This is a genomic window from Fictibacillus sp. NPDC058756 (genome assembly GCF_042746035.1).
Taxonomy (GTDB): Bacteria; Bacillota; Bacilli; order Bacillales; family Fictibacillaceae; genus Fictibacillus.
In genome coordinates this window covers 75,896-88,669 of sequence record NZ_JBHYPU010000001.1, presented here as the reverse complement: position 1 = coordinate 88,669, position 12,774 = coordinate 75,896, and the positions used below count along the sequence as shown (strand labels likewise).

The window sequence follows — 12,774 nt, the reverse complement described above, 5'->3', positions numbered from 1 at the left end:
GGCGTAAAAGGCGCAGTAAATATGCGCCTCTGTCTTTCATAATCGTATCATATACTGCATTAAACGGTAGTAGGAGTTACTTCTTTTTTCCAATCTTTTTCTAACTTTGCGAGTTTTGCTTCCATAGAGCTCGCATAATAATCAGCGTTTACTTTCTGCTCAAGACGGTCCATGTAATTTTCAAGCTCATCAAATTTGAAAGCTGTATTCTTCAACACATTAGCAGGCTCAATTACACGATCCATCTTTCGGTGAGCTCTAGCTACATTCTCACGACCCATTAATTCCATACGTTTAATTTGCATATCCTTCAGCTTATGTTTCATTTGTTCATATTTTTGCTCAAGCTCTGTTAGATCTTTTTCTGTTTGAGCTGCTGATTCCTTAAGTTTGCTTATACGCGTTTCATGCTGCTCTTTCTCAGTAATAGAAAACTGGTAAAGCTCATGTTCATTAGCTTGTTGAGCTAATTCTGCCTGGTGACTGCGCTTAGATGCTTTTGCTTCTGCTTCTTGAATTTCACGAACAAATTGATCTTTTAAAAGCTGCTGGCGCTCAACAAGCTTACGCGCCTTGTTCACCTCTTGCTCGCATTGTCTTAAATATTGATTCAAGAGAGAAAGAGGATTCTTTTCCTCCTTTTGATCTAAAAGTTCGTGAACATCTGCTGAGATAGAGTTTTTGATTCTTTCAAATAAGTTCATTTTTGTTAGCTCCTTTTTGATTGTTTTTTAGCTGTTTTTAAGTTTTGCCCATTCTTTTTCAAAGTTTGTGAATGGATCATTTTCTGTGTGCTCATCCATAGATTCTTTTTCGTTCCATTTTTTGTACACCACATAGAGTACATAAATGGCAACTGCACCTAAAATCGCAGGGATGTTTGCTACGGATACACAAAGTCCAATAACGGAAAGTGCTCCCCACCAAAATTTCTTACCGCCGGTTTCTGCAGTTATGCATTTTTTATACGTGTAGTACATAACAGCAAGACCGATCGCGAGTCCAACCATCGGACCTAAGTTAGCTATCAATACGATAGCAGCAATTCCTCCTACAACAAGCAAGCCTAATTTTTTCATAGCGGCTGCCTCCTTTCGTATCTTTAGCTTACCTCGATGCAAGATTTCCCAAAACTGACCTTGGCTGTATTTTCCAATAAGACTTGAGGCTTAGGTGGGGACAGACCCGGGTCTGTCCCCATCCACAAAACAAAAAAAGAGAAGCAGCTCTCATACAGCCGCCTCTCTTTATTCGTTTAAACACTGTTTATTATTTTCTTATACATTCTGCAGATCATTTACAAAAAAATAATCTGACTCAAGAGAACCCGTCATTAATTTGTTTTTTAATACTTCTGGATACAATTTATAAGCTGTGAGGTCTTTCAAAGGAATCCATTTAAATACAAGTCTTTCTGCCTCTTCGACCGTAAATTCTTCCCCATTATGAAGAGATATAGGATTTCGAGTCTTCATATCAAAGTAAAGTCCAACTTCATGAATGTCTTTTCCGTTGTATGTAAAAAAGTTTTCAATCGTACAAAGGTGATTTAGAGGTTCCACATCTAATGCTAATTCCTCTACCATCTCACGCTTCAAGCTAGTTCTCGCATCTTCTCCCAGCTTTACCCTGCCACCGGGCAATGACCAGTGTGATTCTAACTTTGAACGGTGAATTAATACATGTCCATCTTGTATTAAAACCCCTGCTACTCGGTAGTTAAAGACTTGATGTTCCACATGAAACACTGCATCCATTTTTCCCATCCCCCTTTTATGTATCCTTATTCTACCATTAAGAGCATTTTTCATGAAAGCCATTTCAAATACCGTTAAACTAAAAGATATGAAACGAAAAGGAGACGTTAAAATGTCAATCTATGATTTTCCTGTTGAAACGATAAAAGGTGATCAAACAAGTCTCGAGTCTTATAAAGGCAATGTCATATTGATTGTAAATACGGCAAGCAAGTGCGGTTTTACGCCGCAATATCAAGGGCTTCAATCAATCTATGAGGCAAATAAGAATAAGGGATTCACTATTCTTGGATTTCCTTGTAACCAATTTGGTGCACAAGAGCCTGGGACAAGCGATGAAATACAAGAGTTTTGTGAGTTGAACTACGGAGTAAACTTCCCAATGTTTGCGAAAGTGAACGTGAATGGAGACGATGCACATCCTCTTTTTAAACATTTATCGACTGAAGCACCAGGCATTCTAGGTTCCAAAGCAATAAAGTGGAATTTCACAAAGTTCCTTGTAGATCGCGAAGGCCGTGTGGTAAAACGGTATGCACCAACTGACAAACCTGAAACCATCGAAAAAGATATACAAGATTTGTTGTAAGAAAAAAAGCTGTTCAAAGGAAGATTCCTCTGAACAGCTTCTTCTTTTTTTAAAAAGACTTTTCTCTAAAAAGATTGTTGCTTTTGGGTCATACTTTTCTTCTCTTCATTGGTAAGTTGATTGGAGAGCAAGGTGTGAGACTCCTCGAAAATGAAAAATCACATTTTCTTCCTGCGATGTAACGCTGTCGAAGCCTTCCTTGTCCTACGGGATCAGCGTGCCAGCTACCTGAGTATTCTTCTCGTAAGGCATGCGACGAGGAAGCCCGCTTCAGCAGAATTTTCTCGCAGACGCAGGAGCAGTACTTTCGTGGCTCACCGCACGCCCCGCGGAAAGCGAGCATCCTGGAACGGAAATTAACCACTTTCAAGAGCCAAGTATATGAGTTTATGATAGTTTTCGAAATTTATAAATAATCTAAAGACTATAGAAATGTATACGATAAACGTAGAATATTTCCCGTTATTTTAGAAGATCTAAGCCCTCTTTTAACACTAAAAGCTCGTCAGGCTTAAGTTCTCTCCACTTTCCAGCTGCCAATGTATGAAGATGTATATTCATTATACGTATGCGTTCAAGTTTCTCTACTTCATATCCAAGTGCCTTGCACATTCTTCTGATCTGACGATTCAATCCTTGAGTCAGAGTTATTCGAAACACATATTTACTGACAAACTTTATTTTTGCCGGCCTTGTTATTGTGTTAAGAACAGGAACACCCTCTGCCATTTTTTGAAGAAAAAGCTCCGTTACAGGCTGATTTAGAGTCACTTCATACTCTTTTTCATGCCTAAAGTCAGATTGGGAGATACGATTTGCAAGCTCCCCGTCATTTGTAAGCAGAATCAATCCTTGAGAGGCTTTATCTAATCGTCCAACCGGAAAAACTCGTTCAGACACATTTACACACTCCAGAATATTTCCTTTTATCTCAGGGTTAGCTGTACATGTAATGCCAACTGGTTTATTAAAAGCGAGATATATAGAAATTTTTTTTCTAGGAATGGGCTTATGATCGATTAGTACCGTATCGCCTTCATCTACTTCTGTATCTTTATTGCAAACAACGCCATTCACCGTAATACGGCCGTTTTCTAAAAGACGCTTAACTTCCCGCCTGGAACAATATCCTGTTAAACTAATATATTTATGAATTCGCATGAATGTCCTCACTTTGTCGTTGCTTTATGCACAACAGTTTATAATTATAACTGTGTTTGAATATATTTTCGATACTTTTTATAAATATCCAATATTTTTCTCTAATTATAAATATCCTATCACGGACAACGCTTGTTATCAGAATATTACTATAAATAACTTTCCAAATATCTACTTAAACTTGTAAAATATAGAGTGAATGGGAGGCTGTACAGTATGCAATTACGAAAAATAAAAGAAGAAGAATTTGATAAAGCTATCCAACTCTCTGAATACGCATTTCAATACAAAGTAAAAAAAGAGGATCTGCCTAAACGATATGAGATGCTGAAGCGACATGAAATTTGGGGAGAATTTGAAAACGAAGAATTAATATCGAAGGTGCATATTCTTTCCCTGGAAATAATCATAGAAAATTGTCGATTCGCCATGGGGGGATTAGCGGGAGTTGCTACATGGCCAGAACATAGAAGAAAAGGTTCTGTAACACGCCTGCTTAATAAAGCACTTTTGGCGATGAAGGAGAATGGCCAGACGATCAGCTTGCTGCACCCCTTTAACATTTCCTTTTATCGCAAGTTCGGATGGGAACTGACAGCTTCAGTTAATAAGTATACAATCGAAAAAAATGATTTATATCGTTATGAAGATATTCCAGGCGGGGTATTCAGGCTCAAACAAGAAGAAGGGAACTCCCTTTTAAATTCGGTTTATGAAAAATGGTTTGCAAAATACAATCATTTATTGATTCGTCCTGACTATTGGTGGAATAATCACGTATTCACAGATGGATATAACCGAATCGTCTACAAAGATGAAAAGGGAGAGCCTCAAGGCTATTTATGCTGTAAGGCTGCAGACAAACTGCTGGATGTTCAAGAGTTTGTGTATGTAACTGAAGACGCCAGACGAGCACTATGGAACTTTATCTGTCAGCATGATTCAATGGTTGATAAAGTGAAAATCGTTGCACCAGCACATGACCAGCTTCCTTATTTATTGAATAACCCAAGGATTCATCAAGAGCATTTTCCTTACTTTATGGCTCGAATTGTGGATGTTGAAGGATTTTTAAAACAGTATCCATTTAAAACAATAGAGTCTCCTCTATCTATTTCGGTTACCGATGAAAAAGCAGAGTGGAATAACAGAACCTATTTCATTTCTCAAAATAGAATTGCTTCTGAACCAGCAAGCGAGATAGGTAAGCTCAGTATGGAGGTACAAACTCTGACTGCAGTCTTTCTAGGATCTCAAAAACCTGCCTTTTTACATGAATGCGGCAAGATTAAAGGTAAAAAGGAAGACGTTATCAAACTCGAACAGTGCATCACAAAGCTTCCTGCAGCCTTTATTGATTTCTTTTAATAACATTCTCGCCTCATCCTCCAGAATAGGATGGGGCTTTTTCATATTTGAGATGTTTCAGGTTAATACTATAGGGAATTGAAATATACCAGCCTTTTTCGGCTGATCAAGGATTTTTGGTAGTAATAGAGGAGGCTAAAATGTTATGAGTGATAAAAATAAACAATCAGAAAAAGTAGCTGAAGAAAATTATGAGCCTAACAAGAAAAATAAATCAGACACCGAGAAAAACTTAGAAATTGTCCATGAACAAATCAATGACACTTTTAATCAAGGAACAATTGATGAAAAGAAAAAACAAGAAAAGGAAAAACAAGAGAAGAAAAAAGATTGACCAAACTATAAGATGACCTGCTTGATCGTTAAGCGGGTCATTTTAATTTGAAAACCTATTTCACGTAATTTTAAAAGCCTCTCTTTGTGAAGAGAGGCTTTTTTTATTGATTTAGTTTCTAAATTGATGAGGGAACTGCTTCATAATACCGTTAGTAATTTCATCTCCGAGCATTACGATATGATTTTTCCCTTTATCAAAAGCTACAATTTCTCCAGCCCAGTCTTTATTTAGAAAGGCTGCAACCTCATCCGTTAAAAGCTGCAAGTGCATATACAGCAGATCTTTCATCTCTTGCTCTGCCCAGTTAGGGTTTGCCTTGCTTAAAAATTTCGCGATATCATCAGCGTTTCGGTACCATTCTTTATTATATTTTTCTGCATTCACTTTATCGCCTTTACTTAAAGCATCTACCAGTTGTCCTGCGATAACAATGTGTTCTGTCAGCAACTTAGTCAGCTGGTTGCCTGCTGCATCGCCATAATAAGGTTTAATTGAATTACCGATGTCGGCTTGGTTTTGCAATAATCTTTTCAAAACGGCATCTTTATTTGGAAGTCCTGACAAAGCACTTTCAATATAGCTTCTTGTCCAATAAACATGATCTTTCCAAAGTCTTCTTTGGGTAGAGTACAGGTTTATCGCATTCTGGCTATAGCAAGGTCCCTGGTCGCGTTTTGCTTTTGCATCAGCTTGAAGCGGTGTTGAAAATACAGGGAATGCTATTGCTAACACCATGATTATAGATATGATTTTTTTCCTCATAAAATCTCTCCTTAAAATTTAATCCTACATAGGTAGTTTGGATAAAACTTTTCATTTCATTCTTTTGAAAAGACTGTTTCGTAAAACTTGTTGCTATTGGAAGTGGTTGATTTCCGCACCAGGTTGCTCGCTTTCCACGGGGCGTGCGGTGAGCCTCCTTGATGCTTTGCACCCTTAGGAGTCTCACCTGTCTCGCTGATCCCGCAGGAGTCTCGCACCTTGCGCTCCAATCAACTTGTCATTGAAGTGTCTTCACAAAAAAGAATAATAATCAAAAATCTTTTAAGATCCTTTGACATAAAAAAAGCAGCTTCATAAATGAAGCTGCAACTTTTTGTTATTATTTATATAATTTGTCTGTCCCAATGACGATGAGCTGCAATAGCATCAGTAAAACGCTCTGCAAAATCATTCATGTCATCACTGCTTACGACTCCTGTATCATCTATTATTTCGGCTTCTTTCAGTAATAAAGCACCTTCGTGCGTAGCTCCGATCGGCTTATAGTGCGCGTATGCTTCGTTAATAAAGTGCAATGCATTCTTCTTGAATTTGGCATCCTTACTGCCGCCTGCAAGATAAATCGCATCAAACAATACCGAGGATGCTGTCAAAAATGTATGTATGACTTCCAATTCAGTGCCATCACCAGCCATTGGATTACCTAACTTATCACTAATAACTTCTGCCTGAATCCCTTTAGCTCTTAGAGTTTTCAGTACAGCAGAGACTTCTTTCCCATTTATTTCATTGCCAACAATAACTCCAACTTTACGTGTGCTTGGGTTTTTCTTTGTATTTAGCTGGCTTAACGCAGGGGAAGATTTCGTAACTTCGGATTCCTTACCTGCAGGAGGTTCAGCTCCAATTGCTTCAGCAAACGTTGCTGCAAGCTCTAAGCTTACATTCGCAAACATATCAACAACCTGCTGCTGAACGGATTTGCTCTTTACTTTCCCTAGTTCAAAGCTAAACGCATTTTTTAAATGCTGTTTCTCTGGTTCACTCATACTGTTCCAGAAAAGTGTCGCTTGAGAGAAGTGGTCTTTAAAGCTCTCACTTCTGCTGCGTACCTTTCTGCCTTCTACTTTTTCCTGGTAATGGACATAGCCGCCTTCTTCTTCGGATGCTGGTGACGGCGTGTTAGCGGCAAGGGAGTTTTTGTGGTAGCTTACTTGCCCTCTATTAATGGTCTGACGTCCGAAACCATCCCTTTGATTGTTATGAAACGGACAAACTGGACGGTTAATCGGAAGTTCATGAAAATTCGGACCGCCAAGACGAAGTAATTGAGTATCTGTATAGGAAAATAAACGCCCCTGAAGCAGGGGATCATTTGAAAAATCGATACCCGGCACTACATGACCAGGATGGAAAGCGACCTGTTCCGTTTCCGCAAATACATTATCCACGTTTCGGTTTAACGTCATTTTCCCAACTATTTTTACAGGAACATCTTCTTCCGGCCATAATTTCGTAGGATCAAGAATATCAAAATCAAACTTAAACTCATCTTCTTCAGCGATAATTTGGAGTCCTAATTCATACTCCGGATAATCACCGTTTCCAATCGATTCCCAGAGGTCACGGCGGTGGAAGTCAGGATCCTTTCCTGATATTTTTTGAGCTTCATCCCATACTAGAGAATGTGTGCCTAGTACAGGCTTCCAGTGGAATTTAACAAAATGTGCTTTACCCTCGTCGTTAACAAGTCGGAACGTATGTACACCGAACCCTTCCATCATGCGGAAACTTCTTGGTATAGCACGATCAGACATTGCCCACATAACCATATGTGCAGATTCTTGATTGTTCGCAACAAAATCCCAGAACGTATCATGAGCACTTGCTGCTTGCGGCATCTCATTATGAGGCTCTGGTTTTAACGCATGAACCAAATCTGGAAACTTAATAGCATCCTGAATAAAAAAGACCGGGATATTATTGCCGACTAGATCATAATTCCCTTCTTCTGTATAAAATTTTGTTGCGAAGCCGCGTGCATCACGCACTGTTTCTGCAGAGCCCCGTGACCCAGCAACAGTTGAAAAACGTACAAATGTTGGGGTTTTTTTAGAAGTATCCTGCAGAAAATTCGCCTTAGTAAATTCCTTTAAAGACTCATATAATTCGAATTCTCCATGTGCTGCGAAGCCCCGGGCATGTACAATTCTTTCCGGGATTCGTTCATGGTCAAAGTGTGTCATTTTTTCCCGGAAGTGAAAATCCTCCATTAAAGTTGGTCCACGTTCACCCGCTTTAAGAGAAAACTCATCCTCCGATACTTTTAAACCTTGATTTGTCGTCAGTTTCTTGCCTTCATCATCTACACGAAATTGTTCCAGTTGTTCGTCTTTAGTGTTTCCACTCATTTTACTCTTTTCGCTCATTCAACTGTTCCTCTCTGTAGGTTTTTTACTTCACATAAGAACCCTTCCCTTCAAAGACAGTTAACAAACTGAAATTTTTCGCAAAAAAAGCACAGCTATAAGCTCAGCTGCGCTTTCCATTACTTATTCATATGTGCAAGGAAATCTCCTAATAAATCTTCCATTTCTTTTTCAGGATCTTTCGGTTCCTCTTTTGGTTCGTCTTCCTCACGTTTAGCGTTATCCCAATCAAATTGACTTAAATCATCATCATCTAAATCATCAATTGTATCAAGATTAACTGTTTCATCATCATAAACGTCTAAAGTAACTTCATCATTCTGCTCTTCTTCTTGCAGATATAAAGCTTGATCAATATCCGTAGAGTTGCTGTTTAAAGCTGCGAGTAATGAAGCGGTTCTAACAGGATTCGATATAAGCTGATACATAATATTGCCTAATAAGGCTTCAGAATGTTCATGCTTAAGCCAATCCCTTTGCATTTTACTAAGATTTTTTGGGAGCGGGATGGTGATTGTCTCTCTATCTTTTTGAATGGTTTGCCCAACACCCTGCATGACGAACTCTGAAATCCTGCTCGAAAAGTTACGTCTCTCCGTCTCTTTAAGCTTTTGAAGCTGCTTTAAGACGTGATCAGGGGTATCAGAGGGTATACGAAAAGCAATCGTTTTGCCTCTGGTTATTTCATTGGCAGCTTTTTTATCCATTTCATCACCCTACTTAAGCTTTAACGGCTTTTTTCTCTTTGTCCTCGCTCTTTTGGTCTTTCGTCGTTCTCTTAAGGTGATCAGAAATCAGCTTATAATAAGCATTTGCCATCATCCAGATGCTCTCTTTTTCATCCTCAAAAAAGTCGATGTTATATCCATCAAGGTTATTATTAAGCGTCTTAATATAATCCTTTAGGACTGCAGAACCTCCGCCTACAAAGTAGCAGATCTCAGTCTGTGAATTCTTTTGCCACACATTGCGAAGCAGACGGTACTGCTTTTTAGCTAAGTCTACCAAAATACGGTCTGTAATATCGTGTACGCTTGTACGGCTTCCGCGCACCATAATATGGTTACGGTTTGTCTTCTTCGTAATAATGTCAACAACATCACGTCGGCTGTCGAGTTCTACACCATGTTTTGAACGAATTTCTTCTCTAATCTGTTCTAATGCTTCAGAAACTCCGAGGTTAAAGCCTTGTGCTTTGTCATCATCAACATTTCTATTTTTGATTACTGCGATATCTGTTGATAATCCGCCGATATCCTGAATAAGAATAGGCTTGTCAATTAAATCTTTGTTAATGATGTTCAAATCGTTATCCATTACAAGGTTAATGAACGCAGCAAATCCTTCTGGATACACCTTTACTTCTTCAAACTTTATATTTACTTTTAACCCTTGATATTTTGGTGTAACCAAAAACTCTACCTGGTGAACAGAGCCTAACAATTTAGAGCGGTAACCAGCGTCTTTACCTTCTTTTACTTCACGAAGAGGCAATCCTGTACCTAAGATGTAGCTTGTATCAAGTACATTATTGTTTTTAGTGAAAGTTTTTGCGTTTTCGTCTCTAACAGCGTCGAGGGCAAGAGCTGCAAAAAGCATGATCAATGTCTGATCTTCTTCAGACTTGCTGCTTCCTGGATCTAATTCTGTAGAGTTATCACTTTTAGCTGCCAACTCTCCAACACGGTAAATTACATTGTTCTCTTTAAGAGCAGGGGAGTGAACTTTAATATGTATTCCTTCTAAAGGATCTTTGCTGTCTAATTCTTCAATTCCAATAACAGGACGATCTTCAATATCTCTTGCGATAACGTTTGGTATGTTCAGCTCATAATCTAATTTTCCAAATATCCCTTTTAATGAATCATTGCCTACATCAATTGCTGCAATTCTAGATTTACTCACGGGCATTCATCCTTTCTTATTTCAAATGTTATTTTGTTGCTATATTAATAGATTAGAATGTATTGGCAAATTAAACAATGCCTATTTTTTCTTTTAACAAAAATGTAAACATGCAAACATTGTTGTAAACACAACCTTATTTTCTCCAAAAAGCCTCTCACACCAACAAGTAAACAGATTTGCAAACTTGCAAACTTTATTGCAAACAAATGCAAACATTTCCGTAAACATGCAAACAAAATTGTTTACAAGTTAACTTTTTTGTTTGCACGCTCTCCCCTACCCTATTTTTTCTTATCTGATTACAATTTAATTGAACGGGAATCATTAAAATAGATTCTTTTTTAAGGATTGAGGTGAAAAAGCTATTGATTTATTTAGATAAAACACATAAACCTAGTAAAAATGCAAAGCTGATAAAACAATATCAGCAAGAGAACTTTTCACTTAAAGAAGCTCTATCTGAAACGGAAGATTTATTTAATGAAAGAAGCCAATATACAAAGAGAATTGAAAACAAGAAAACTTTATTTAATTGGATGAAACTAGTTACAAAAAGAACGTTAGTTAAAAATATCGGTTTTCAAAAAGTCTCAACAACACAAATATGCTGTGATTCAGACGAATCCATCTATCCAAATTGGAAAAGCGAGCTGGATGATCAATATACGAAGCTATTAAACATAATAAGAGAGGAAGTAAACGTAAAAGACTATGGCGCAATTGGTGATGGGATATCAGATGATACAGAAGCTTTTAAGAAAGCTATAGGAAGAGGAAAAATAATAGTACGCGTCCCTGAGGGCACATATCTCACAAAAGGAATAAAACTGCCTTCCTGGACATGCATAATAGGGGAAGGAAAGGGAAAGTCTGTTTTAAAATTACATGACCAATCCCCTAAGAGTGAATGGCTTGTAACAAATAAAAACCATTTTTGGGGCAACCGCAACATTTTAGTAAAAGGAATGAGTCTAGACTGGAACATCGAAAGACTTAGGAATGAAGAAAAAACAAGCGCAGGAAATAATCGTTCCAGTTGTCTTACTTTTGCAAACGTAAAATATGGGTGGATGCATGATATAGAAGCAATTAACCCTGGTCTGCATTGCTTTGACGTATCTTCCTCTATCTATACCTATCTAGGGGATGGCACGCTTTCAAGAGGAGGAAGTAAATATATCTGGCTTGATAATCTTAACGGCTATGGTTTCGGAGATGATGGGATAACAACTCATCACAGCTCACATATTTTTATTTCTAACTCTCATATGTGTGATCCTAGAGGCAGATCGCATAAAAGAGGATTTTCTAACTCTAATGGGATCGAGATCGACGATGGATCCCAGAACGTATGGCTTTTGAACAACTCAACAACACGGTGCTTTGGAGGTCTCGAGATTAAAGCGCATCATAATGCTTCTGCAGCTTCCAATGTCCATATCGTTGGCCACTTGTCTGTGAATGATAATCGAGCATATAATTTCAGACATATTGGCCACCACAAGGATATTGATCCAGAATCGAAAACTGCTTTTCATATTTCTGCTACTAATATATGTGCTGTTGCACCGGTTTTTACTGATCTTTACAAGGATTCAACTCCCCGAGGACTTGTCGTTTCAGGATACAATCACGTATTGATCAATCATTTTACCCTTATTGGAGATTCTTCTTATGATTATAAGAAAAACCCTGTGATCGCTATCCAATACCGCGCACGCAACGTCTTGTTGAATCATGTAACAATAAAAGACTTTAAGACGGCCGGTCCTGCGATTAAAGTCTATGGAGGCAGCCATCGTGCCGATGATATTGTGATTCAAAATATAAGCTGCGATAAATATTTTTCAACACCTATCGAAGTAGGTACAGATGTAAAAAATGCAGTGATTGATAAAGTTAGAGTTTTTGCGTGAAAATGGCTCCTGTCAGTGACAGGAGCCTCTTTTTAATCTGGACTATAAAATTTTTTCTAACTGAATATCAAGTGGTTCTCTTCTTAATATATTTTCGTTAATTTCAACAGCCTCATCACATCCCATTGCTTTATAAAATCCTTGTGATTCAACGGATGGATGTGCAGCAATATAAAGCTTTCCCGCACCTAGTTTCTTTGCTTCTTCACAGCATTTTATAAAGAGCATTTTTCCTATCCCAGAGCCTCTTCGTTCTGAAGAAATATGAATGTAAGGGAGCTCTAAATATTGCATTTTTGACCCGAAAAAGCAGCCATCTATATTTGCAAAACCAGCTAGACCCGCTTCGTCAAAAGCTCCTATAGCCCTGCCCCCTTGATCTAAACAAATACGCAAATCATGAATGACTTTTGCTTTTTTGTTATCATCCCAGTCATCAATAAAATGATCCGACTTGATGTTAAATTGATGATTTTCCTTAAACACAACCTGATTGGTTACTTGATAACGATTAAACTCACTTAAAAAAGTATCAGTTAAGTCATTTAAACTTAAAACCTTACAGATAATCATGTTTTTCATCGAT

At 38.0% G+C, this 12,774-nt stretch carries 13 protein-coding genes; 4 read left to right on the top strand and 9 right to left on the bottom strand.

Going from position 1 to position 12,774, the window contains the following annotated elements; all coding sequences use genetic code 11:
- Positions 1 to 59: 59 nt before the first annotated feature.
- From ACFW35_RS00435 to ACFW35_RS00425, 3 genes are all read right to left on the bottom strand, one after another.
- The gene (locus ACFW35_RS00435; protein ID WP_379842960.1) at positions 60 to 704 is read right to left on the bottom strand and encodes a PspA/IM30 family protein; all 645 of its coding nucleotides are present in this window, start codon (positions 702 to 704) and stop codon (positions 60 to 62) included.
- A gap of 27 nt (positions 705 to 731) precedes the next feature.
- Positions 732 to 1,079: a flagellar basal body rod protein gene (locus tag ACFW35_RS00430; RefSeq protein ID WP_379842958.1), complete on the bottom strand. Its 348-nt coding sequence runs from the start codon at positions 1,077 to 1,079 to the stop codon at positions 732 to 734.
- Between the two features lie 198 nt (positions 1,080 to 1,277).
- Positions 1,278 to 1,757, bottom strand: coding sequence for an NUDIX hydrolase (locus ACFW35_RS00425; RefSeq protein WP_379842956.1), 480 nt, complete (start codon positions 1,755 to 1,757; stop codon positions 1,278 to 1,280).
- 112 nt (positions 1,758 to 1,869) lie between these two features.
- Here ACFW35_RS00425 and ACFW35_RS00420 point away from each other — a divergent pair, with 112 nt between their 5' ends.
- Complete coding sequence (locus ACFW35_RS00420) at positions 1,870 to 2,346, top strand: glutathione peroxidase (protein ID WP_379847337.1); 477 nt, start codon at positions 1,870 to 1,872, stop codon at positions 2,344 to 2,346.
- Positions 2,347 to 2,808: 462 nt separating this feature from the next.
- Here ACFW35_RS00420 and ACFW35_RS00415 read toward each other — a convergent pair whose 3' ends face one another.
- Complete coding sequence (locus tag ACFW35_RS00415; RefSeq protein ID WP_379842955.1) at positions 2,809 to 3,507, bottom strand: pseudouridine synthase; 699 nt, start codon at positions 3,505 to 3,507, stop codon at positions 2,809 to 2,811.
- A gap of 216 nt (positions 3,508 to 3,723) precedes the next feature.
- Between ACFW35_RS00415 and ACFW35_RS00410 the strand changes: the two genes are divergently transcribed.
- Positions 3,724 to 4,875 carry a GNAT family N-acetyltransferase gene (locus ACFW35_RS00410; protein ID WP_379842953.1) on the top strand — a complete coding sequence of 384 codons (1,152 nt, stop codon included), beginning with the start codon at positions 3,724 to 3,726 and terminating at the stop codon, positions 4,873 to 4,875.
- Positions 4,876 to 5,020: 145 nt separating this feature from the next.
- The gene (locus ACFW35_RS00405; protein ID WP_379842951.1) at positions 5,021 to 5,209 is read left to right on the top strand and encodes a DUF4025 domain-containing protein; all 189 of its coding nucleotides are present in this window, start codon (positions 5,021 to 5,023) and stop codon (positions 5,207 to 5,209) included.
- Positions 5,210 to 5,320: 111 nt separating this feature from the next.
- Here ACFW35_RS00405 and ACFW35_RS00400 read toward each other — a convergent pair whose 3' ends face one another.
- The 4 genes from ACFW35_RS00400 to ACFW35_RS00385 form a co-directional block, all read right to left on the bottom strand.
- Complete coding sequence (locus tag ACFW35_RS00400; RefSeq protein ID WP_379842950.1) at positions 5,321 to 5,974, bottom strand: glycosyltransferase; 654 nt, start codon at positions 5,972 to 5,974, stop codon at positions 5,321 to 5,323.
- A 344-nt stretch (positions 5,975 to 6,318) separates the two neighbouring features.
- Positions 6,319 to 8,364, bottom strand: a complete 2,046-nt coding sequence (locus ACFW35_RS00395; RefSeq protein WP_379842948.1) for a catalase — start codon at positions 8,362 to 8,364, stop codon at positions 6,319 to 6,321.
- Between the two features lie 119 nt (positions 8,365 to 8,483).
- Positions 8,484 to 9,071: a hypothetical protein gene (locus ACFW35_RS00390; protein ID WP_379842947.1), complete on the bottom strand. Its 588-nt coding sequence runs from the start codon at positions 9,069 to 9,071 to the stop codon at positions 8,484 to 8,486.
- A 13-nt stretch (positions 9,072 to 9,084) separates the two neighbouring features.
- Positions 9,085 to 10,269, bottom strand: a complete 1,185-nt coding sequence (locus tag ACFW35_RS00385; protein ID WP_379842945.1) for a hypothetical protein — start codon at positions 10,267 to 10,269, stop codon at positions 9,085 to 9,087.
- A 368-nt stretch (positions 10,270 to 10,637) separates the two neighbouring features.
- On the opposite strand from ACFW35_RS00385, the gene ACFW35_RS00380 reads away from it, so the two are divergent.
- Positions 10,638 to 12,188 carry a glycosyl hydrolase family 28-related protein gene (locus ACFW35_RS00380; protein WP_379842943.1) on the top strand — a complete coding sequence of 517 codons (1,551 nt, stop codon included), beginning with the start codon at positions 10,638 to 10,640 and terminating at the stop codon, positions 12,186 to 12,188.
- A 42-nt stretch (positions 12,189 to 12,230) separates the two neighbouring features.
- On the opposite strand, the gene ACFW35_RS00375 is transcribed toward ACFW35_RS00380, so the two are convergent.
- Entirely contained in the window at positions 12,231 to 12,770 is a 540-nt protein-coding gene (locus ACFW35_RS00375) for a GNAT family N-acetyltransferase (protein WP_379842942.1), read from the bottom strand.
- Positions 12,771 to 12,774: the final 4 nt, after the last annotated feature.

Coding starts and splice junctions, on each gene's coding strand:
- ACFW35_RS00400 (WP_379842950.1), bottom strand. CDS start 5,974: ATGAGGAAAAAAATCATATCTATAATCATGGTGTTAGCAATAGCATTC.
- ACFW35_RS00390 (WP_379842947.1), bottom strand. CDS start 9,071: ATGGATAAAAAAGCTGCCAATGAAATAACCAGAGGCAAAACGATTGCT.
- ACFW35_RS00425 (WP_379842956.1), bottom strand. CDS start 1,757: ATGGATGCAGTGTTTCATGTGGAACATCAAGTCTTTAACTACCGAGTA.
- ACFW35_RS00375 (WP_379842942.1), bottom strand. CDS start 12,770: ATGAAAAACATGATTATCTGTAAGGTTTTAAGTTTAAATGACTTAACT.
- ACFW35_RS00410 (WP_379842953.1), top strand. CDS start 3,724: ATGCAATTACGAAAAATAAAAGAAGAAGAATTTGATAAAGCTATCCAA.
- ACFW35_RS00415 (WP_379842955.1), bottom strand. CDS start 3,507: ATGCGAATTCATAAATATATTAGTTTAACAGGATATTGTTCCAGGCGG.
- ACFW35_RS00420 (WP_379847337.1), top strand. CDS start 1,870: ATGTCAATCTATGATTTTCCTGTTGAAACGATAAAAGGTGATCAAACA.
- ACFW35_RS00435 (WP_379842960.1), bottom strand. CDS start 704: ATGAACTTATTTGAAAGAATCAAAAACTCTATCTCAGCAGATGTTCAC.
- ACFW35_RS00430 (WP_379842958.1), bottom strand. CDS start 1,079: ATGAAAAAATTAGGCTTGCTTGTTGTAGGAGGAATTGCTGCTATCGTA.
- ACFW35_RS00405 (WP_379842951.1), top strand. CDS start 5,021: ATGAGTGATAAAAATAAACAATCAGAAAAAGTAGCTGAAGAAAATTAT.
- ACFW35_RS00395 (WP_379842948.1), bottom strand. CDS start 8,364: ATGAGCGAAAAGAGTAAAATGAGTGGAAACACTAAAGACGAACAACTG.